Source organism: Streptomyces sp. NPDC002467 (assembly GCF_042889825.1).
Lineage (GTDB): Bacteria > Actinomycetota > Actinomycetes > Streptomycetales > Streptomycetaceae > Streptomyces.
In genome coordinates this window covers 473,164-493,948 of the sequence record NZ_JBIARJ010000001.1, presented here as the reverse complement: position 1 = coordinate 493,948, position 20,785 = coordinate 473,164, and the positions used below count along the sequence as shown (strand labels likewise).

The window sequence follows — 20,785 nt, the reverse complement described above, 5'->3', positions numbered from 1 at the left end:
AGCATCTCGGTCGGGTTTGCACACGCCACGGCCTGTGAATCCGTGGATCCGGGCTTCACAGCGTGCCGGCCGACTCAGAGGCCTGGGGGGAATTGCGGAAAATCCGCGTTTCGAACCCACTTTCCCCTTAAGATGCTGCAACTCCCGGGCGTGCCGACCCCACGAGCTGATATGCCTCTCTCAGGTCCCTGCCCTCGTACACATGGGTCGCGCGCTCCGCCAGATAGGGCCGCGCATTGACCGCCACGGAGACCGCCACGGCCTCGAAGAGCACGGCGTCGGTCCTCGAATCCCCGTACGCCACACAGTCGCCCCGGCTCACCCCGAACCGTTCGCACAGCCGGTCCGCCACCGTGACCTTGCCCTCCGGCGTCAGGATCCCGGCCGCCTCCACGGGCCGGGTGAACGGCACCTCCGGGTAGACCGAACCGTGCGCGGCGTGCGCTCCCCACTCCAGCAGCAGTTCCACGAAGAACGACGGCGACAGGGAGACCACCGCGCAGTAGTCCCCCCGCTCCCGGATCTCACGCCACACGTCCTGGATGCCCGCGAGCCAGGGCGCCCCCTCGAAGGCCGCCCGGACATGGGCGGGCGTCAGGTCCGCCCAGAGAGCGTGCGCCGCCACCGAGAACTGGTGCGGCCCGATCTCCCCGGCGCCGAAGGCCCGCTCCAGAGCGGCGATCTCGGCGCCCACGCCGAGCTGACGGGAGATCTCGACCGGCGCCGCCGAGCCGTACATCAGCGTCCCGTCGAGGTCAAAGAGGTGCAGGAGGGTCATGGCGATCGAGGCTAGCCGGTGCCCTCCCGACGAGACACCCTGTTTCCCGGTCGCTGTTTCACGTGAAACATCGCCAACGTTTCACAGGGGGCACCTCCCAGCGGTAGCCGGGGGAGAAACATCAGCCCCAATTCCCTGGACTGACCCCGGTCGATGATCCAGTCTGGGCCGAGTGACACCACCACACATCACCGATCTGCCGATCCGGGCGCTGAGCGTGGACGATCTCCGCCACTGCGCCGACCTGTCAGAGGACCGCGGCTGGCCACGCGAGGACCACAAATGGGGACTGCTCCTCGCCGCCGGAAACGGCTACGGCGTGGACGCCCCGGACGGCCTCGGGCTCGCGGCCGCCTGCGTCGTCACCCCGTACGGCAACACCCACGCCGGACCGGAGCTCGCCGCCATCGGGATGGTCCTGGTCGCCGACCGCTACGCCCGCCAGGGCCTGGGGCGCCGTCTCATGCAGCACGTCTGTGACGACGTGCTCAAGGGCGTCCCCCTCACCCTGCACGCCACCCCCAACGGCCGCCCCCTCTACGAGGAACTCGGCTTCGACTCCACCGGCCGCGCCGAGATGCTCAAGGGGACCTTCCGCCCCGAAGATGCCCACAGCACCCCCGGCACGTACGGCACCCCCCGGGTCCGGCCCGCCAACGCCGAGGACCTCCAGCGGATCCTGCGCCTGGACGCCGAGGTCTTCGGCACCGACCGCACCCACCTGATCATCCGGCTGCCCGCCTTCGCCGATCAGCTGCTCGTCGCCGAGGACCCCACCGGCGACGGCACCCTCACGGGATACGCCGCGGCCTGGCCGAACATGGACACCCACGTCATCGGCCCACTGGTCGCCCGCGACATCGACACCGCCCGGTCACTGATCACCGCGCTCGCCCAAGGCACCGACCGACCGCTGCGCACCGACGTCGACGTCCGCCACGAGGAGCTGCTCGGTTGGCTCAAGGACCGCGGCCTCGACTCGATCGCCTTCAACGCCGTCATGACGCGCGGCATCCCCGGGCTGCCCGGTGACTGGACCCGCCGCTGGGCACCGCTCACCGTGGCCGCCGGCTGAGAAAGGGACAACACGATGACCGACACCCCGAACGACACCCTGGACACCCCAGCGAACCCCGCGGACCCCTCCGCCCCCTCCGGGCTGTCCATCCGCCCGGCCGGCGAGGCCGACCTGCCCGCCATCGTCGCCATGCTGGCCGACGACCCGCTCGGCGCCACCCGCGAATCCCCCGACGACCTCACCCCGTACCGCACGGCCCTCAAGCGCCTGGCCGACGACCCCAACCAGCACCTCGTCGTCGCCGTCCGCGCGGACCGGGTCGTCGGCACCCTCCAGCTGACGATCGTCCCGGGCCTCTCCCGCAAGGGATCCACCCGCTCCATCATCGAAGGCGTCCGCGTCCACGCCGACGAGCGCGGCAGCGGCCTCGGGACCCGGTTCATCGAATGGGCCATCGAGAAGTCCCGCGCCGAGAACTGCGACCTCGTCCAGCTGACCTCCGACGCCACCCGGACCGACGCACACCGCTTCTACGAGCGGCTCGGCTTCACCGCCTCCCACGTCGGCTTCAAGCTCCAGCTCTGACGGACCGGACCGGCAGGCCGGGCCGCACTGTCCGCGGTCCGGCCTACGATCGGGAGGATGAGCCCGAGCCTCCCCCTCGTCACCACCGCCGAGCGCCGCGACCGGCTCGGCCGGCGCCACCGCCTGGCCCCCTCGGCCCGCGCCGCCACGGTGCCCCAGGCCGCCGACGCCGTCGTCGCCCTGCACGCCACCGACGCCGCGACCGTCTTCCTCTCCGCCCGCGCCCGGCTGGCAGGAGGCGGCCCCGACACCATCGAGCAGGCCCTCTACGAGGACGTCAGCCTCGTGCGACTGCTCAGCATGCGCAACACGCTCTTCGCGGTCTCCACCGAACTGGCCCCGTACGTCGACTCCTCCACCGCCCGCGCGATCGCCGTCAAGGAACGACGCACCCTCCTCAAGCACCTCGACGAGGACGGACAAGGCCTCGACGCCGACTGGCTGGCCCGTGCCGAGGCCTCCGCCCTTGACGCACTCGACGCCCGCGGCCCCTCCACCGGCAGCCAGCTGTCCGCGGCCGTGCCCGCCCTGCGCCAGAAGATCACCATCGGTCGCGGGAAGAAGTACGCGGCGGAAACGGGCGTCGCAACCCGGGTCATCCGCCTGCTCGCCGCCGACGGCCGGATCCGCCGCGACCGCCCGCGCGGATCCTGGACCTCCAGCCAATACCGCTGGGTCCACACCGACCCGTGGCCCCCAGTACCGGCACCCGAGGCGCGCGCCGAGATCGCCCGGCGCTGGCTCCACGCCTACGGCCCCGCCACCGAGGCCGACCTCAAGTGGTGGACCGGCTGGACCCTCACCGACGTCCGCAAGGCCCTCGCCGTCGTCGGCCCCGAGCAGGTCCGCCTCGACGACGGCACCACCGCCCTCGTCTGCCCCGGCGACACCGCGCCCGAGCCCGCCACCGAGCCCTGGGCCGCCCTCCTTCCCTGCCTCGACCCCACCGCCATGGGCTGGGCCGACCGCGGCTTCCACCTCGACCCCGCCCACAGGAGCGCGCTCTTCGACTACGCCGGCAACATCGGCCCCACCGTGTGGTGGAACGGCGAGATCGTCGGAGGCTGGGCCCAGCGGGCCGACGGCGAGATCGTCTGGCGGCTGCTGGGCAGCCCCGGGCGGGCCGCCGAGAAGGCGGTCACCGCCGAGGCCGACCGGCTCGCCGGATGGCTGGGAGAGGCCCGCATCACCCCGCGCTTCCGCACTCCGCTGGAACGCGAACTCGTCGCCTGAGCGGCCGAAACCACCGACGACGACGGGCGACGCCTCAGCCGATGCCCCGCCAACCCTGCGGGTCCACCCCGCCGGGCACCGGGGCGCCGGCGTCGTACGGCTCCCGCGTGAACACGAAGGACGCCAGGTCGAGGTGGCTCACCGAACCGTCCTCCCCACGCACCGCCCGCAGCGTCTCCCCCGCGTAGTAACCGTTCAGCCCCGTCCAACTACCGTCCGCCTCGGCGCGGAACCGCGCCGACCGCCCGGTCCCGCCCAGCGGCGCCAGCTCCAGCGACCCGTCCGACTTCAGCCGCACCACCTGCGCCGAAGTCCCCCAGTACCAGGGGCCGCACAGCTCCAGCGGCACCCGGTCGGACTCCCGGAACGGCTTCCACGGCTCCGGGAACCGGGGCTCGGCATCGGCCACGATCGCCACCAGGTCCGCGGCCACCGTCGCCGCCGGGAGCCCCGACGTGCAGTTCGCGAGCACCACGGCCGCCACGTCGTCCGCCTCGCTCAGCCACAGCCCCGCCACGAACCCGGGCAGCGATCCGCTGTGCCCCGCCAGCCGACGCTCGCCCTGGGCCGTCAGCTGCATGCCCAGCCCGTACCCGATGTCCGCGAGGCCCGGCTCCGGCGGCGACACCGCAGTGCGCATCTCCCGTACGGACTCCGCGCTCAGCACCCGCTCGTCCCCGCGCAGCAGGAAGTCCGCGAACCGCGCCAAGTCCCTTGTCGTGGACCACAATTGACCGGCAGCGGCCATCAGGCCCAGGTCCTCCAGCGGCTCCGGCATCATGACGTCCGCCCACGGGTGCACCGCCCAGCCGCCCGCGTTCGGCGCCTGCGGCGCCCCGCTCGTACGACTCAGCCCGAGCGGCTCCAGCACCTCGGACCGCAACACCTCCTCCCACGGCCTCCCGCGCAACGCCTCGACGAGCGAACCCAGCAGGGTGTAACCGGGGTTGGAGTAGTGGTGCCGTTGCCCGGGCGCGTGCTTGAACGGCTCCGCGCCCAGTACGTCGGCCAGCGCGGGCCGCAGGTCGCCAGGGGTGCGCTCCCACCACGGTCCCGGCGTCTCCGCGGCGAGTCCGCCGGCGTGCGACAGCAGTTGGGCGATGGTCACCTCGCCGACCCCGGTCCCGGGCAGGTGCCGCTCCAGCGGATCCGCGAGCGACAGCAGCCCCTCGTCCCGCAGCCGCAGCACCAGAACAGCGGTGAAGGTCTTGCTGATCGATCCGATCCGGTACTGGACGTTCCCGTCCGGGCCGTGCCCCTCGACGGAGGTCCGGGAGCCCTCCCAGACCACCTCCCCGCCGCGCACGACGGCCGCCACCACGGAGGGCGCCCGCCCGGCGCTCTGCGCCAACGCGATCCGGTGCCTCAGCGCACGCCGGGTGGCAGGGAGAAGTTCCAGGTCTTCGGCAAGCTCATCCATGATCGGATGCTACGTGTTGGCCATGTCCACGAACCGCGAATAATGGCCCTGGAAGGCCACGGTGATGGTGGCCGTCGGGCCGTTACGGTGCTTCGCCACGATCAGGTCCGCCTCGCCCGCGCGCGGGGACTCCTTTTCGTACGCGTCCTCGCGGTGCAGCAGGATCACCATGTCGGCGTCCTGCTCGATGGAGCCCGACTCACGCAGGTCGGAGACCATCGGCTTCTTGTCGGTGCGCTGCTCGGGACCACGGTTCAGCTGGGAGAGCGCGATCACGGGGACCTCGAGCTCCTTCGCCAGCAGCTTCAGGTTTCGGGACATGTCCGAGACCTCCTGCTGGCGGCTCTCGGGTCGGCGCGAACCACCCGACTGCATCAGCTGGAGGTAGTCGATGACCACGAGCGAGAGGTCGTTGCGCTGCTTGAGCCGACGGCACTTGGCGCGGATCTCCATCATCGACAGGTTGGGGGAGTCGTCGATGTACAGCGGGGCGGCGGAGACGTCCGGCATCCGGCGGGCCAGCCGGGTCCAGTCGTCGTCCGTCATCGTTCCCGAGCGCATGTGGTGCAGGGCCACCCGGGCTTCCGCCGACAGCAGGCGCATCGCGATCTCGTTGCGTCCCATTTCGAGGGAGAAGATCACGCTCGGCAGGTTGGCCTTGATGGAACAGGCGCGGGCGAAGTCCAGCGCCAGGGTCGACTTGCCCATCGCGGGACGGGCGGCGATGACGATCATCTGGCCGGGGTGCAGGCCGTTGGTGAGCGAGTCGAGGTCCGTGAAGCCGGTCGGGACGCCCGACATCTGGCCGCTGCGGGAACCGATCGCCTCGATCTCGTCGAGCGCGCCCTCCATGATGTCGCCCAGCGGCAGGTAGTCCTCGGAGGTCCGCTGCTCCGTGACGGCGTAGATCTCGGCCTGGGCGCTGTTGACGATCTCGTCGACGTCGCCGTCGGCGGCGTATCCCATCTGCGTGATCTTCGTGCCGGCCGCGACCAGTCGGCGCAGCACCGCCCGCTCGTGGACGATCTCCGCGTAGTACTCGGCGTTGGCGGCCGTCGGCACGGACTGCACCAGCGTGTGCAGGTACGACGCCCCGCCGACCTTGCTGATCTCCCCGCGCCGGGTCAGCTCGGCGCCCACCGTGATCGGGTCGGCCGGCTCGCCCTTGGCGTACAGGTCGAGGATGGCCTGGTAGATCGTCTCGTGCGAGGGCCGGTAGAAGTCGTGGCCCTTGATGACCTCGACGACGTCGGCGATGGCGTCCTTCGACAGCAGCATGCCGCCGAGGACGGACTGCTCGGCGTCGAGGTCCTGCGGAGGGACGCGCTCGAAGCCGCCGCCACCGCTGCCGCCGCCCTCCCAGGAGCCGCCCTCGCGGCCCCGGTCGTGCTGTTCGTCCCCGCGGCCGCGGCCTTCGCTGTTACGGCGCGGACGGGCGGGCAGACGGTCGCTCGGACCGCTGTCGGCCCAGGGGTCGTCCATGGGCTCGGGCATGCTCACCGGGCCGCCTCCTCCCGTCCGCAGAGCGGACCTCGCCGTGCCACTCTTTCTACGACACGGCTCTGACATTTGGGGCACCCGAATCGGCTGTCGGCGAGTCGGGCAACGCACCACGGTAGGGCCGCGAGCGGCGTCAGCCAATCTTGTTATCCACAGGCTGTGTGGATGAGATGTGGACGACGGCGCCAATGCTGTGGGTAAGTCCCCGGAAGCTGTGCACGGACCGGGGGACGACGCTGTGGACAAAATCACCTGCCACACCCACACACCACATCTGACCTGCAGATTCTCCCGTCAGACCGACCTCGTGTGAAAAATCTTGGCCACTGTCTCGAGATCGCCACCAATGAGGCTGCGGGAACGCCCTGATCGACGCCACGGTAAGGATCTAAATGGTCTTGCATCTATTACCTGTGGAAGATTAGATTGAGCGCATGACACAGGCCCCCACAGCGCCGAAGGCTGCGCCGAGACGACACGACCGGGAGATACTCGCCCTCGCCGTCCCCGCCTTCGGCGCACTCGTCGCCGAACCCCTCTTCGTGTTGGCCGACAGCGCCATCGTGGGGCACCTCGGCACGTCCCAACTGGCCGGCCTCGGCATCGCCGCCGCACTGCTCACCACAGCCGTGAGCGTCTTCGTCTTCCTCGCCTACGCCACCACCTCGGCCGTCGCCCGCCGGGTCGGCGCGGGCGACCTCCAGGGGGCCATCCGACAGGGCATGGACGGCGTCTGGCTCGCCCTCCTGCTCGGCGTCGCCGTCATCGCCGTGGTCCTGCCCACCGCCCCCTCGCTCATCTCCCTCTTCGGAGCCTCCGACACCGTCGCCCCGTACGCGGTCACCTATCTGCGGATCTCCGCCCTCGGCATCCCGGCCATGCTCATGGTCCTCGCCGCCACGGGCGTCCTCCGCGGCCTCCAGGACACCCGTACGCCGCTCTACGTCGCCGTCGGCGGCTTCGCCCTCAACGGCGTCCTGAACGTCGCCCTCGTCTACGGCGCCGGGCTCGGCATCGCGGGCTCCGCCTGGGGCACCGTCCTGGCCCAGTGCGCCATGGCCGCCGCCTACCTCGTCGTGGTCGTACGCGGCGCCCGGCGGCACGGAGCCTCCCTGCGCCCCGACGCGGCGGGCATCCGGGCCTGCGCCCAGGCAGGAGCGCCGCTGCTGGTCCGTACGCTGTCCCTGCGCGCCATCCTGCTGATCGCGACCGCCGTGGCCGCCCGACTCGGCGACGCCGACATCGCCGCCCACCAGGTCCTGCTCTCCCTGTGGAGCCTGCTCGCCTTCGCATTGGACGCCATCGCCATCGCCGGACAGGCGATCATCGGCCGCTACCTGGGCGCCGGCGACACCGAGGGCGCCCGGGCCGTCTGCCGGCGCATGGTCCAGTGGGGCATCGGCTCGGGCATCGTGCTCGGCCTGCTGGTCGTCGTGGCCCGCCCGGTGCTGATCCCGCTGTTCACCAGCGATCCCGCCGTCGAGCACGCCATCCTGCCCGCCCTGCTGGTCGTGGCGCTCTCCCAGCCCATCGGCGGCGTGGTCTTCGTCCTCGACGGCGTCCTCATGGGCGCGGGCGACGGGCCCTACCTGGCCCGGGCCATGCTGCTGACGCTCGCCGTGTTCACCCCGGCGGCCCTGCTCGTCCCCGTCCTGGGCGGCGGCGTGACGGCCCTGTGGGGCGCCATGACGCTGATGATGCTGGTCCGCATGGCCACCCTCCAGCTGCGTGCCCGCTCGGGCCGCTGGCTGGTCGCAGGAGCCACTCGCTGACCCGGGCCCGGAACCCTGGCCGGGGACCGGAGCCGGGACCTGGACCTGGACCTGGACCGGGCGGTGTTTCACGTGAAACACGACCGTGAAACGCGACGAAGGGCCGCACCCCCGTGGGGGTGCGGCCCTTCGCTTCGCAGCCCTTAGGCGGCGACGACCTCGATGCCCACGTTCGCGGCCACGTCGGCGTGCAGACGCACGGAGACCTGGTACGAACCGAGGGTCTTGATCGGGGAGCCCAGCTCGACGCGGCGCTTGTCGACCTTCGGGCCACCCGAAGCCTCGATCGCCGTGGCGATGTCGGACGGGGTCACGGAACCGAAGAGACGACCGGCGTCACCCGCGCGGGTGGCCAGACGGACCTTCACGCCCTCGAGCTTGGCCTTGACCTCGTTGGCCTGCTCGATGGTCGCGATCTCGTGGATCTTGCGGGCGCGGCGGATCTGCGCCACGTCCTTCTCGCCACCCTTGGTCCAGCGGATCGCGAAACCACGCGGGACCAGGTAGTTGCGAGCGTAACCGTCCTTGACGTCGACGACATCGCCGGCGGTGCCGAGGCCAGAGACCTCGTGGGTCAGGATGATCTTCATTGGTCGGTCACCCTTTCCTTATCGCGCGGTGGACGTGTAGGGCAGCAGCGCCATCTCACGGCTGTTCTTCACGGCCGTGGCGACGTCACGCTGGTGCTGCGTGCAGTTGCCGGTAACGCGGCGGGCACGGATCTTGCCACGGTCGGAAATGAACTTCCGCAGCATGTTCGTGTCCTTGTAGTCCACGTACGCGGTCTTGTCCTTGCAGAACGCGCAGACCTTCTTCTTAGGCTTGCGCACAGGCGGCTTCGCCATTGTGTCTCTCCTGTGTGATCAAGAAGTTTGGATGCGAGCTGCCCTAGAAGGGCGGCTCGTCCGAGTAGCCACCGCCGGAGCCGCCGGAGTTTCCACCCCAGCCGCCCCCGCCGCCGCCCTGCTGCTGGCCACCGGCCGGCGCGCTGGACGCCCACGGGTCGTCGGAGGAACCTCCGCCGCCCTGCTGGCCGCCGCCGCTGGGGGCTCCGCCCCAGCCACCGCCGCCGCCACCCTGCTGCTGACCGCCGCCGCCGTACCCACCCTGGCCACCGCGACCCGTGGTCTTGGCGACCTTGGCCGTGGCGTTCTTCAGGCTGGGGCCGACTTCCTCGACGTCCAGCTCGTAGACCGTGCGCTTGACACCCTCACGGTCCTCGTACGACCGCTGCCTCAGCCGGCCCTGCACGATGACGCGCATGCCTCGCTGGAGGGACTCGGCGACGTTCTCCGCCGCCTGCCGCCACACCGAGCAGGTCAGGAACAGGCTCTCGCCGTCCTTCCACTCGTTGGTCTGACGGTCGAAGGTGCGGGGGGTGGACGCGACACGGAACTTCGCGACCGCCGCACCCGAGGGGGTGAAGCGCAGCTCGGGGTCGTCGACGAGATTGCCGACGACCGTGATGACGGTCTCGCCTGCCATGGATGAACCTCTCGGCGGGGATTGCTGCTGGGCTGCTGTGCTACTCGATCCCGATTACCGCTGAACCGAAGTTCAGTGGGTCTCGGGGCGAAGGACCTTGGTCCGGAGAACCGACTCGTTCAGGTTCAGCTGTCGGTCAAGCTCCTTGACGACCGCAGGCTCGGCCTGAAGGTCGATGACCGAGTAGATGCCCTCGGGCTTCTTCTTGATCTCGTAAGCGAGACGACGACGGCCCCAGGTGTCGACCTTCTCGACCTTTCCGTTGCCCTCACGGACGACGGAGAGGAAGTTCTCGATCAGCGGGGAGACAGCGCGCTCCTCGAGATCGGGGTCGAGGATGACCATCACTTCGTAGTGACGCATGTGGAACCCACCTCCTTTGGACTCAGCGGCCACGGTCGTTCCGTGGCAGGAGGGTCGTGATGCGTGCGCACGGCGTCCGAGAACAGACACCGCGCAGCTGTACAGACTACCTGCTCGACTCCTTCCGGTTGAAATCCGGCGCCGAGGGGACACAATCTGTATCCATCGGGTGTGCTCGGTGCTATGCCCCCGGCCCCTTGCCGGAGGTGGTTCCGAGCGCCGCTCTGCTTCAGCCAGGAGGTGCCTTCCGATGGCACAGGCCATGCAACCGCAGTCCCAGCCCCCTCCGATCTCGCTGCTGTCCACCGACGGCAAGCCCCACCCGCTTCAGGACACCCTGATGGCGGTCACCCTGGTCCTCGGAGCCGTGGCGTTCATCACGGCCTTCTTCCACAACCTGCACCTGCTCACCACGTGGGCCGGGCTGATCGGGATCCTGACCGGTCTGTACGGACAGTTCGTCTCCGTCACGACACGCGAGCGCTTCGCACTGATCATCGGCCTTGGCGCGTCTGCCATCGGCTTCTTCATCGGCATGTTCCACGGCGGCCTCTTCGGCGGTTGAGGGGCACCTGCGGACACTCCTGCGACGGGGCGCCGGTCGAGCATCGGCCCGGGCACCGGCACGTCCCCCAGATGGGTGGCGCCCCTGTCGCAGTAGGCTTCGCGCCATAGCCAGCGAAGTCGCCGGAGGAGCACCCCGCATGAGCCTGTCCCTGAGGACCATCAGCCGAGAGCAGCATCTGGCGTACCTCCAGAGCCTGCCGTCGGCTAGCCACTGCCAGGTCCCGGCATGGGCCGACGTCAAGAACGAGTGGCGTTCGGAAAACCTCGGCTGGTTCGACAAGTCCGACGAACTCGTCGGCGCCGCGCTGGTGCTCTACCGGCAGCTGCCGAAGGTGAAGCGGTACCTCGCGTACCTGCCCGAGGGCCCGGTCATCAACTGGTACGCCCCGAACCTGGAGGAGTGGCTCCAGCCGATGCTGGCGCACCTGAAGAACCAGGGCGCCTTCACCGTGAAGATGGGCCCGCCCGTCGTCATCCGCCGCTGGAACGCCGCCGCCATCAAGGCCGGCATCCAGGACCCCGAGGTCAAGCGGCTGCGCGACGTCGAGGCCTCGCACATCGAGCCCCGCGCCTTCGAGGTGTCCGACAAGCTGCGCCGCATGGGCTGGCAGCAGGCCGAGGACGGCGGCGCCGGCTTCGGTGACGTCCAGCCGCGCTACGTCTTCCAGGTACCGCTGGCCAACCGCTCGCTGGACGACGTCCTCAAGGGCTTCAACCAGCTGTGGCGCCGCAACATCAAGAAGGCCGAGAAGGCCGGCGTCGAGGTCGTCCAGGGCGGCTACGACGATCTGCCGACCTGGCAGCACCTGTACGAGATCACGGCCGAGCGCGACAAGTTCCGCCCGCGCCCGCTCAGCTACTTCCAGCGCCAGTGGACGGCCCTCAACTCCGAGGACCCCAACCGGATGCGGCTGTACATCGCCAAGCACGAGGGGGAGCCGCTGGCCGCCGCCACGATGCTCACCGTCGGCCAGCACGTCTGGTACTCGTACGGCGCGTCCGCCAACCACAAGCGCGAGGTCCGCCCGTCGAACGCGATGCAGTGGCGGATGCTGCGCGATTCGTACGCACTCGGCGCCAGCGTCTACGACCTGCGCGGTATCTCTGACACGCTGGACGAGAACGACCACCTGTTCGGGCTGATCCAGTTCAAGGTCGGCACGGGCGGCGAGGCCGTCGAGTACGTCGGAGAGTGGGACTTCCCGCTCAACAAGGTGCTCCACAAGGCGCTCGACATCTACATGTCGCGCCGCTGACCCCACCCCCACCCCATACGAGAGGCACCTGACGGGCATGGCGCTCACGCTCTACGTCGACACCGCGCGCTGGCGTGCGCACCAGAAGCAGGTCATGGACCAGTTCCCCGGACTGATCCCGGTCTGCAAGGGCAACGGCTACGGCTTCGGCCACGAGCGGCTGTCCGAGGAGGCGACCCGGATGGGTGCCGACGTCCTCGCCGTCGGCACCACGTACGAGGCCGCGAGCATCAAGGACCTGTTCGGCGGCGACCTGCTGGTCCTGACCCCCTTCCGGCGGGGCGAGGACCCGGTGCCGCTGCCGGACCGGGTCATCCGCTCGGTGGCCTCGCTGGACGGGGTCCGCAGCCTGGTCGGCGCCCGGGTCGTCATCGAGTGCATGAGCTCGATGCGCCGCCACGGCATCTCCGAGCAGGACCTGGGGCAGCTGCAGGCCGCGATCGAGGACGTACGGCTGGAGGGCTTCGCCCTGCATCTGCCGCTGGACCGCCCGGACGGCTCGGACGCCGTCGAGGAGGTCATCGGCTGGATGGACCGGCTGCGCGCGGCCCGGCTCCCGCTGCACACCATGTTCGTCAGCCACCTGCGGGCCGAGGAACTGGCGCGGCTGCAGCAGCAGTTCCCGCAGACCCGCTTCCGGGCCCGTATCGGCACCCGGCTGTGGCTGGGCGACCACGAGGCGACCGAGTACCGGGGTTCGGTCCTGGACGTCACGCGCGTCGCCAAGGGCGACCGCTTCGGCTACCGCCAGCAGAAGGCCGCCTCCGACGGCTGGCTGGTCGTGGTCGCCGGCGGTACCTCGCACGGGGTGGGCCTGGAGGCCCCCAAGGCCCTGCACGGCGTGATGCCGCGGGCCAAGGGCGTCGCCCGGGCCGGCCTGGCCACGGTCAACCGGAACCTTTCGCCCTTCGTGTGGGCGGGCAAGCAGCGCTGGTTCGCGGAGCCCCCGCACATGCAGGTGTCGATCCTGTTCGTGCCCTCCGACACGACCGAGCCGAAGGTCGGCGACGAGCTCGTGGCGCACCTGCGGCACACCACCACCCAGTTCGACCGGGTGCTCGACGCCTGAGACGCCCGAGACGCAGGTACGGGGTCACGGCCGACCGGCCGTGACCCCGTACCGCTCTCAGGCCCCCGGGCCCGTGCCCCAGTCGACCCGCCGTCCTTCCGAGGGCGCCGCGTCCCGCGGCGCCCTCGCCGCGTCCGACAGCACGAACACGTCCTCGGCCCCGTCCAGGACGCCTCCGGAAGGGTCGTCCGAGCCGTCGCGGCGTACGACGTCGCGTTCGGGCATCAGGATGTCGCGGACCACGACCGCGCACAGGTACAGGGTGGCCAGCAGGTGGGCGGCGATCGCCACCTGGTAGCCCTCCGTGGGAAGGCCCTGGTGCTTGTCGGCGCTGGTCGTGTAGGCGAGGTAGAACCAGATCCCGAGGAAGTAGACGACCTCGCCGGCCTGCCAGATCAGGAAGTCGCGCCAGCGGGGCCGGGCCAGCGCGGCGAGCGGGATGAGCCACAGCACGTACTGCGGCGAGTAGACCTTGTTGGCCAGGATGAAGGCGGCGACGACGAGGAAGGCCAGCTGGGCGAAGCGGGGACGCCTGGGGGCGGTCAGGGTCAGCAGTCCGATGGCCCCGCACATCAGGAGCGTCAGCCCGGTCGCGTACGTGTTGGCGTCGTGGAGGGGGTTGCCCGTGCGCTGGGAGATCAGCAGCCACACGGAACCGAAGTCGATCGGCCGTTCCTGGCTGAAGGTGTAGAACTTCGACCAGCCGTCCCAGGCGAGGAGCATCACCGGCAGGTTCACCGCGAGCCAGGCGGCGGCCGCGCCGAGGGCCGCGGCTCCGAAGTCACGCCACTTCCCGGCGCGCCAGCAGAGCACGAAGAGCACCCCGAGGAGCAGGACGGGGTAGAGCTTGGCGGCGGTGGCCAGGCCGATGAAGACGCCGAAGAGCACCGTCCGGCCCCGGGACCACATGAGCATTCCGGCGGCGGTCAGGGCGATGGCCAGCAGGTCCCAGTTGATCGTCGCGGTGAGGGCGAAGGCCGGCGCGAGGGCGAAGAGCAGGGCGTCCCAGGGGCGGCGGCGGTGGGTGCGGGCGACGCACACCGCGATGACGGCGGCGCAGGCCATGAGCATGCCCGCGTTGACCATCCAGTACATCTGCTCGCGGTGCTGCATGGAGCCGCTGCCGGGGGTCAGCCAGGAGGCGACCTCCATGAAGAGCCCGGTGAGCACCGGGTACTCCAGGTACTCCATGTCGCCGGGGAGCCGGTCGAAGTACGGCGTGAGGTTGTCGGCGAAGCCGCGTGCCGCGAACAGGTGCGGGATGTCGGAGTAGCAGGCGTGCGTGTACTGCGAGCCCGCCCCCCGGAACCACGCCCAGTCGTAGCAGGGCAGCTTCTGCACCATGCCGAGGGCGAACATGCCGAGGGCGAGCAGGACCACGACGCGGACCGGCCCCAGCCAGTGCCCGCCGAGCCGTGCGTAGCGGCCGATGGGCCCGCCGATGAACTCGCTTCCGGCTGCGGCGACCTCGTCCTGCTCCGTGGGCAGGACGGGACGGTCCTCGTGCACCTTGGTCATGGGGGTCATCCTGCCGTACCGGGCCGGACATGGGGGAAGGCCGTCGCACCGGGTGCGACGGCCTTCCTCTGTTCACGTGCCCGGACGGGCCGGGCCCGTCACCGGGACATCGACTGCTATCCCCCGGTGAGGCCTCCCGGCCTGCCGGGTCTGCCGCTGGTGGGCGTCGACGTCGGCGTTCCGCTGGGTCCGCCGTCACTGCCGCCGATCATCCCTCCCGGGTTGCCTCCGCTGGGTGTCGGGGTCGGGTCGCAGTACAGCTCCCACCTCTTGCAGGGCTTGCTGCCCTTGGAGGGGGAAGGGCTGCCCGACGGCGTGGGCGACGGCGTCATCGACGGGGTCTGCGACGGCGACGGCGGGGCCGAGGGGGTCGGGGAAGGGGCACCGGAGGCGTTGGCGACGACGCCGACGTCCTCGGGCTCGGGGAACTTCGTCTCCGGGGTGCCCTTGACCGCTTCCATCATGTACTCGGTCCAGATCTCGGCCGGGATGTCACCACCGTGGATGGAGGGGATGTCGCCGACGCCCTTCATGGACTGCAGTGCCTTGTCGGCCGAGTTGGGGTCGCTGCGGAAGAGGACCACGGAGGTGGAGAGCTCCGGGGTGTAGCCGACGAACCAGGCCGACTTGTTCTCGTCCGTGGTACCGGTCTTGCCCGCGGCGGGCCGGCCCAGCTTCTTGACCTTGGTCGCGGTGCCGTTCTGGACCACGTTCTGCAGGACCTTGGTGACGTTGTCGGCGACGGAGTTGTCCATGGCCCGCTGTTCCTTGGTCGGCTCGAAGCCGGCCAGCGGCACGCCGTCCTTCTCGACCTTGGTCACGGAGAAGGGCTCGTGGTGCCTGCCGGAGGCCGCGAACGTGGCGTACGAGTCGGCCATGCGGATGGCGCTGGGGGTGGAGGTACCGAGCGCGAAGGAGGCGTCGTTGGCCTTGCTCATCGAGTCCGGGAGCAGGCCCGTGGACTCGGCCACCTTGCGGACCTTGTCGTGGCCGACGTCGAAGACGAGCTGGGCGAACGGGACGTTGATGGACTTCTCCATCGCCTCGTTGAGGGTCACGTAGCCGTAGGCGGTGGGGCTCTCGTTCTTCTGCTTGAACGGGGTGCCGTCCTTGCCGCGCAGCGGCACGCCGTCCCGGTTGTTGATGACGGTGAGGTCGTTCGCCTGGTACTTGCTGTCGGCGGAGATGCCCTTGCCGTTGGAGTTCTGCGTGCCGTACTGCATGGCCGCGGCGAGCACGTAGGGCTTCCAGGTCGAGCCGACCGGGACACCGGTGGTGTTGGCGTTGTTGCTGAAGTACTTGTGGTCCCAGCCCGGGCCGCCGTACAGGGCGACGAGCGCGCCGGTCTTCGCGTTCACGGAGGCCGCGCCGAACTGCACGAAGGTGTCGGTGTCGGGGCGCTTCTTCTCGTCGATCAGGCCGGCGCGGGTGTCCTCGACGGCCTTGGCCAGCGCGTCCACCTTCGGCTTCTCGAAGGTGGTCGTGATCTCGTAACCGCCCAGGGCCATCTGCTCGGCGGTGATGTTCTTGGTCTTCATCACGTACGCCTTGGCCGTGTCGACCAGGTAGCCGATCTGGCCGGTCATCCCGCGGGCCTGCGCCGACTCGACGCGGGCGGGGAAGTCCTTGTCCGCGTACTTCGCACGCTCGGCCTTGTCCATCCGGCCCACCTCGACCTCGCGGTCCAGGACCCAGGCCCAGCGCTCTCGGGCGCGCTTCTCGTTGAGCTCGGGGGTGGCCGCGGTGCCGATGCCGCCGTCCGGGTTGTACAGGTTGGGGCCCTTGAGCACGGAGGCCAGGAAGGCGGACTCCGACGGGTTCAGGTCCTTGCTGTCCTTGCCGAAGTAGGCGCGGGCGGCGGCCTGGATGCCGTAGGCGTCACGACCGTAATACGCGGTGTTGAGGTAACCCGCGAGGACCTTGTCCTTCTCCACGGTGGTGCCCAGCTTGATCGCGATGAAGAGCTCGGTGACCTTGCGCTTGAGCGTCTGCTCGGAGTCCAGGTAGGTGTTCTTCACGAACTGCTGGGTGATGGTCGATCCGCCCTGGGTGGAACCGCCCGTGGCCATGTTCCACACGGCGCGGGCGATGCCCATGGGGTCGACGCCCTTGTCCGTCTCGAAGGACTCGTTCTCCGCGGAGATCACCGCGTCCCTCATCGACCGGGGAATGCTGGAGATCGGCACGATCTGCCGGTTCATCGAACCGCCGGTCGCCACCATCTGTTCGCCGTTGGCCCACTTGAAGACGTTGTTCTGCGCCTGGGCGGCCTTGTTCTCGTCGGGCGTGTTCACCATGGCGATGCCGATGCCCGCACCGGCGATGATGATCGAGAAGAAGCCCAGGGCCGTACCGCAGACGAGCTTCCAGGACGGCAGGAAGCGCTTCCAGCCCTCCCGGTCCGACCTCGGGTAGTTGATCAGCCGCTTGTCGGGACGGGCGGCACCGCGACCGGCGGCACCGGCGCCCCGGCCGGCGTTCGCCGCGCCCGCGCCCCTGCCGCGTCCTCCGGATCCTCTCTGGCCGGCCCGGCGCGCTCCCGGTCTGCCGCCGTGCGCGGAGGGTTCCGTATGGGGGCCGCTGTGTGACGCCGCAGGGACGTCACGTCCGGTCCCGGCGCCCCTCCCGGGGCGCTGCTGGGCGGCTCGTCGGGCCTCGGCCCGCCCGCCACTCTGGGGCTGCGACGGTTTGCGGCGGTGCTCGCTCATCGAACGACTACTCCTCGGGCAGGCGAGTGGCCTGGAAGCGGCAGGTGAATTCCGGTTCCCCCGGTGTCATGGCGCACAGACTACGCACGGTCAAAACCCGACTAGTGCCGAAGTTCACCCCAAATAGGGCAACTTGCCTGGCGCGAATTGGTGATGTGACGCCGGTCACCACGTCGCCACTTGTCGACCGACCCGGCCCGTTCTATCGTCTGGATGTATCGAGCCGATACATCAGCTCGGTATAAAGACACAGGGTCGAAGGAGAGGCAGGCGGATGAGCAGGCGCTCAGGCATCCTCGAATTCGCCGTCCTCGGCCTGCTCCGCGAATCCCCCATGCACGGCTACGAGCTGCGCAAGCGGCTCAACACCTCGCTTGGGGTCTTCAGAGCCTTCAGCTACGGAACGCTCTACCCCTGCCTCAAGACGCTGGTCGCCAACGGCTGGTTGATCGAAGAGCCGGGCAACGCTCCGGAGGACGCCCTCGCCGCTTCACTCGCAGGGCGCCGCGCCAAGATCGTCTACCGGTTGACGGCCGCCGGGAAGGAGCACTTCGAAGAGCTCCTCTCCCACACCGGCCCCGACACCTGGGAGGACGAGTCCTTCGCCGCCCGCTTCGCCTTCTTCGGTCAGACCGAACGCGAGGTGCGCATGCGGGTCCTGGAGGGCCGCCGCAGCCGGCTGGAAGAGCGCCTGGAGAAGATGCGCGCCTCACTGGCCCGCACGCGGGAGCGACTCGACGACTACACGCTCGAGCTGCAGCGGCACGGCATGGAGTCCGTGGAGCGCGAAGTGCGCTGGCTGAACGAGCTCATCGAGAGCGAGCGGGCGGGACGGGATCAGAGACGACCCGGTCCGTCCGACGAAACTGCAAAATGAGGCCTGCATCTCGCAGCCCTCGTCCGAGAACAAACAGGGAGCAACCGGAATGGGTTCGGTTCGCGTAGCCATCGTCGGCGTAGGCAACTGCGCCGCCTCGCTGGTGCAGGGCGTCGAGTACTACAAGGACGCCGACCCGGCGGCCAAGGTCCCCGGTCTGATGCACGTCCAGTTCGGCGACTACCACGTGCGTGACATCGAGTTCGTCGCCGCGTTCGACGTCGACGCGAAGAAGGTCGGCCTCGACCTTTCGGACGCCATCGGCGCCAGCGAGAACAACACCATCAAGATCTGCGACGTCCCGAACGCGGGCGTGACCGTCCAGCGCGGCCACACCCTGGACGGCCTGGGCAAGTACTACCGCCAGACGATCGAGGAGTCCGCCGAGGCCCCGGTCGACGTGGTCCAGGTCCTCAAGGACCGCGAGGTCGACGTCCTGATCTGCTACCTGCCCGTCGGTTCCGAGGCTGCGGCGAAGTTCTACGCCCAGTGCGCCATCGACGCCAAGGTCGCCTTCGTCAACGCCCTCCCGGTCTTCATCGCCGGCACCAAGGAGTGGGCGGACAAGTTCACCGAGGCCGGTGTCCCGATCGTCGGCGACGACATCAAGTCGCAGGTCGGCGCCACCATCACGCACCGCGTGATGGCGAAGCTGTTCGAAGACCGCGGTGTCCGTCTCGAGCGCACCATGCAGCTCAACGTCGGCGGCAACATGGACTTCAAGAACATGCTGGAGCGCGAGCGCCTGGAGTCGAAGAAGATCTCCAAGACGCAGGCCGTCACCTCGCAGATCCCCGACCGTGAGCTCGGCGAGAAGAACGTCCACATCGGCCCGTCCGACTACGTCGCGTGGCTCGACGACCGCAAGTGGGCCTACGTCCGCCTCGAGGGTCGCGCCTTCGGCGACGTCCCGCTGAACCTCGAGTACAAGCTCGAGGTGTGGGACTCCCCGAACTCCGCCGGTGTCATCATCGACGCCCTGCGCGCCGCGAAGATCGCCAAGGACCGCGGTATCGGCGGCCCGATCCTGTCGGCGTCCAGCTACTTCATGAAGTCCCCGCCGGTGCAGTACTTCGACGACGAGGCCCTGGCCAACGTCGAGAAGTTCATCAAGGGCGAGGTCGAGCGCTAGTCGAACCCCCAAGGGTCCTCGCGGACACCTGGACTTCGGCAGTTCTTCGCGGAGGGTCCCCGGGCAATGTGCCCGGGGACCCTCCGCGTATGTGACCCTTGCCCTCATGCCTGTCGTACGTGATCTGCGCGTACTCCTGCGCCTGAGGGATTTCCGCAACCTGCTCGCCGTACGGCTGCTCTCCCAGGCCGCCGACGGCGTCTACCAGGTCGCGCTGGCCACCTACGTGGTCTTCTCCCCGGAGAAACAGACCTCGCCCGCGGCCATCGCCTCGGCCATGGCGGTACTGCTGTTGCCGTACTCGCTGATCGGCCCCTTCGCCGGGGTGCTGCTCGACCGGTGGCGGCGCCGACAGGTCTTCCTCTACGGCAACCTGCTGCGGGCCTTCCTCGCCTGCCTCACCGGGATGCTGATCGTGATCCACGTCCCCGACTGGCTGTTCTACGCCTCGGCCCTGTCCGTGACCGCGGTCAACCGCTTCGTCCTCGCCGGGCTCGCCGCCTCCCTGCCCCACGTCGTCGGCCCCGACCAGCTGGTCACCGCGAACGCCCTCTCCCCGACCGCGGGCACCCTGGCCGCCACCGCCGGCGGGGGACTGGCCTTCCTCGTCCGGCTGCTGGCCTCCGATTCCAACGCGATCGTCGTCCTGCTCGCAGCCGCCTTCTACCTCTGCTCGGCGCTGGTCTCGCTGCGCCTGGCCATCGGGCTCCTGGGGCCCGACCACCCGCCGGGCGCGACCCACCCCTCCTTCACCGAGGGAATCGCCCTCACCGTCCGGGGCATGGCCGAAGGCCTGCGGCACCTCGCCTCACGCAGGGACGCCGCCCGGGCGCTCGCCGCGATGACCGTGATGCGGTTCTGCTACGGGGCGCTGACCGTCACCCTGCTGATGCTCTGCCGCTACTCCTGGTCGCAGACCGAGGCCGAGGGGCTGGCCCTGCTCGGCATGGCGGTCGGTGCCTCCGCCGCCGGATTCTTCGCGGCCGCCGTCGTGACCCCCTGGATGGTGGGCCGGCTGGGCACCCTCGGCTGGATCACCGCGTGCTCCGCGGTCTCCGCCGTCCTCGTCCCGGCCCTCGGCCTCTTCTTCGACTTCGGACCGATGCTGGTCGCCGCGTTCGTCCTCGGCCTCACGACCCAGGGAGCCAAGATCGCCACCGACACGGTGGTCCAGTCCCAGGTGGACGACGACTACCGAGGCCGCGTCTTCTCCGTCTACGACGTGCTGGTCAACGTCTCGTTCGTCGGTGCCGCGGCGGTGTCCGCGCTCATGCTCCCCGCCGACGGGCGCTCCGCGGTCCTGCTCCTCGGCGTAAGCGCCCTCTACGCGGCGACCGCACTGCTCCTGGGCCGCCGGACGCCACGTTTCGCGTAGAACACGCCCGGCCACAGATCGGCGGGGGGGGGGTTTTAACGGTAAAAAAGCCCCCCCCCGGGCCGGGTGAGGGCGGTGGGGGCCCCCCCACCAATTTGGGGGGGGCCCCCCCCCCGCGCGCCCACGGGG

Annotated in this window: 19 protein-coding genes; 10 read left to right on the top strand and 9 right to left on the bottom strand. The window is 69.9% G+C overall.

Translation table 11 applies throughout. From position 1 onward, the window contains the following. Nucleotides 1-127 precede the first annotated feature (127 nt). Complete coding sequence (locus ACFYYJ_RS02325; RefSeq protein ID WP_385124658.1) at nucleotides 128-778, bottom strand: HAD family hydrolase; 651 nt, start codon at nucleotides 776-778, stop codon at nucleotides 128-130. A 172-nt stretch (nucleotides 779-950) separates the two neighbouring features. On the opposite strand from ACFYYJ_RS02325, the gene ACFYYJ_RS02320 reads away from it, so the two are divergent. Genes ACFYYJ_RS02320 through ACFYYJ_RS02310 form a run of 3 tightly spaced genes read left to right on the top strand, consistent with a single transcriptional unit; the run spans nucleotide 951 to nucleotide 3,614 of the window. Further along, nucleotides 951-1,853 carry a GNAT family N-acetyltransferase gene (locus ACFYYJ_RS02320; RefSeq protein WP_389127799.1) on the top strand — a complete coding sequence of 301 codons (903 nt, stop codon included), beginning with the start codon at nucleotides 951-953 and terminating at the stop codon, nucleotides 1,851-1,853. A 15-nt stretch (nucleotides 1,854-1,868) separates the two neighbouring features. Then, a complete protein-coding gene (locus ACFYYJ_RS02315; protein ID WP_385124661.1) occupies nucleotides 1,869-2,381 on the top strand; it encodes a GNAT family N-acetyltransferase in 513 nt (170 codons plus the stop codon). Between the two features lie 57 nt (nucleotides 2,382-2,438). After that, on the top strand, nucleotides 2,439-3,614 hold the full coding sequence (locus tag ACFYYJ_RS02310) for a winged helix DNA-binding domain-containing protein (RefSeq protein WP_385124662.1): 1,176 nt from the start codon (nucleotides 2,439-2,441) through the stop codon (nucleotides 3,612-3,614). A gap of 34 nt (nucleotides 3,615-3,648) precedes the next feature. On the opposite strand, the gene ACFYYJ_RS02305 is transcribed toward ACFYYJ_RS02310, so the two are convergent. Together ACFYYJ_RS02305 and dnaB are read right to left on the bottom strand one after the other, a co-directional pair. Then, on the bottom strand, nucleotides 3,649-5,034 hold the full coding sequence (locus ACFYYJ_RS02305) for a serine hydrolase domain-containing protein (protein WP_389127796.1): 1,386 nt from the start codon (nucleotides 5,032-5,034) through the stop codon (nucleotides 3,649-3,651). A gap of 9 nt (nucleotides 5,035-5,043) precedes the next feature. Further along, nucleotides 5,044-6,516: a replicative DNA helicase gene (gene dnaB, locus ACFYYJ_RS02300; RefSeq protein ID WP_385363494.1), complete on the bottom strand. Its 1,473-nt coding sequence runs from the start codon at nucleotides 6,514-6,516 to the stop codon at nucleotides 5,044-5,046. Between the two features lie 452 nt (nucleotides 6,517-6,968). On the opposite strand from dnaB, the gene ACFYYJ_RS02295 reads away from it, so the two are divergent. After that, entirely contained in the window at nucleotides 6,969-8,306 is a 1,338-nt protein-coding gene (locus ACFYYJ_RS02295) for an MATE family efflux transporter (protein WP_385363490.1), read from the top strand. A 143-nt stretch (nucleotides 8,307-8,449) separates the two neighbouring features. Here ACFYYJ_RS02295 and rplI read toward each other — a convergent pair whose 3' ends face one another. The 4 genes from rplI to rpsF form a co-directional block, all read right to left on the bottom strand. After that, nucleotides 8,450-8,896: a 50S ribosomal protein L9 gene (gene rplI, locus ACFYYJ_RS02290; RefSeq protein ID WP_365921833.1), complete on the bottom strand. Its 447-nt coding sequence runs from the start codon at nucleotides 8,894-8,896 to the stop codon at nucleotides 8,450-8,452. A gap of 18 nt (nucleotides 8,897-8,914) precedes the next feature. Then, entirely contained in the window at nucleotides 8,915-9,151 is a 237-nt protein-coding gene (gene rpsR, locus ACFYYJ_RS02285) for a 30S ribosomal protein S18 (RefSeq protein WP_005315025.1), read from the bottom strand. A 43-nt stretch (nucleotides 9,152-9,194) separates the two neighbouring features. Further along, nucleotides 9,195-9,791, bottom strand: a complete 597-nt coding sequence (locus ACFYYJ_RS02280) for a single-stranded DNA-binding protein (protein ID WP_385124666.1) — start codon at nucleotides 9,789-9,791, stop codon at nucleotides 9,195-9,197. 72 nt (nucleotides 9,792-9,863) lie between these two features. Further along, nucleotides 9,864-10,154 carry a 30S ribosomal protein S6 gene (rpsF, locus tag ACFYYJ_RS02275; RefSeq protein ID WP_015034882.1) on the bottom strand — a complete coding sequence of 97 codons (291 nt, stop codon included), beginning with the start codon at nucleotides 10,152-10,154 and terminating at the stop codon, nucleotides 9,864-9,866. Nucleotides 10,155-10,404: 250 nt separating this feature from the next. On the opposite strand from rpsF, the gene ACFYYJ_RS02270 reads away from it, so the two are divergent. The 3 genes from ACFYYJ_RS02270 to ACFYYJ_RS02260 all read left to right on the top strand — a co-directional run bounded on the left by ACFYYJ_RS02270 (nucleotide 10,405) and on the right by ACFYYJ_RS02260 (nucleotide 13,046). After that, nucleotides 10,405-10,719, top strand: a complete 315-nt coding sequence (locus tag ACFYYJ_RS02270; protein WP_384580194.1) for a hypothetical protein — start codon at nucleotides 10,405-10,407, stop codon at nucleotides 10,717-10,719. Nucleotides 10,720-10,858: 139 nt separating this feature from the next. After that, nucleotides 10,859-11,977: a lipid II:glycine glycyltransferase FemX gene (locus tag ACFYYJ_RS02265; RefSeq protein WP_384580196.1), complete on the top strand. Its 1,119-nt coding sequence runs from the start codon at nucleotides 10,859-10,861 to the stop codon at nucleotides 11,975-11,977. Between the two features lie 37 nt (nucleotides 11,978-12,014). After that, nucleotides 12,015-13,046 (top strand): alanine racemase, encoded by a 1,032-nt coding sequence (locus tag ACFYYJ_RS02260; protein WP_385124667.1) that lies wholly within the window; start codon nucleotides 12,015-12,017, stop codon nucleotides 13,044-13,046. A gap of 57 nt (nucleotides 13,047-13,103) precedes the next feature. Here ACFYYJ_RS02260 and ACFYYJ_RS02255 read toward each other — a convergent pair whose 3' ends face one another. Both ACFYYJ_RS02255 and ACFYYJ_RS02250 read right to left on the bottom strand, forming a co-directional pair. After that, nucleotides 13,104-14,573, bottom strand: coding sequence for a glycosyltransferase family 87 protein (locus ACFYYJ_RS02255; protein WP_389127791.1), 1,470 nt, complete (start codon nucleotides 14,571-14,573; stop codon nucleotides 13,104-13,106). Between the two features lie 107 nt (nucleotides 14,574-14,680). Further along, nucleotides 14,681-17,272 (bottom strand): transglycosylase domain-containing protein, encoded by a 2,592-nt coding sequence (locus ACFYYJ_RS02250; RefSeq protein WP_385124670.1) that lies wholly within the window; start codon nucleotides 17,270-17,272, stop codon nucleotides 14,681-14,683. Nucleotides 17,273-17,546: 274 nt separating this feature from the next. On the opposite strand from ACFYYJ_RS02250, the gene ACFYYJ_RS02245 reads away from it, so the two are divergent. From ACFYYJ_RS02245 to ACFYYJ_RS02235, 3 genes are all read left to right on the top strand, one after another. Continuing rightward, nucleotides 17,547-18,149, top strand: a complete 603-nt coding sequence (locus ACFYYJ_RS02245) for a PadR family transcriptional regulator (RefSeq protein ID WP_136210355.1) — start codon at nucleotides 17,547-17,549, stop codon at nucleotides 18,147-18,149. A gap of 49 nt (nucleotides 18,150-18,198) precedes the next feature. Next, nucleotides 18,199-19,281, top strand: a complete 1,083-nt coding sequence (locus tag ACFYYJ_RS02240) for an inositol-3-phosphate synthase (RefSeq protein WP_385124672.1) — start codon at nucleotides 18,199-18,201, stop codon at nucleotides 19,279-19,281. A gap of 106 nt (nucleotides 19,282-19,387) precedes the next feature. After that, on the top strand, nucleotides 19,388-20,656 hold the full coding sequence (locus ACFYYJ_RS02235) for an MFS transporter (protein WP_389127788.1): 1,269 nt from the start codon (nucleotides 19,388-19,390) through the stop codon (nucleotides 20,654-20,656). Nucleotides 20,657-20,785 lie beyond the last annotated feature (129 nt).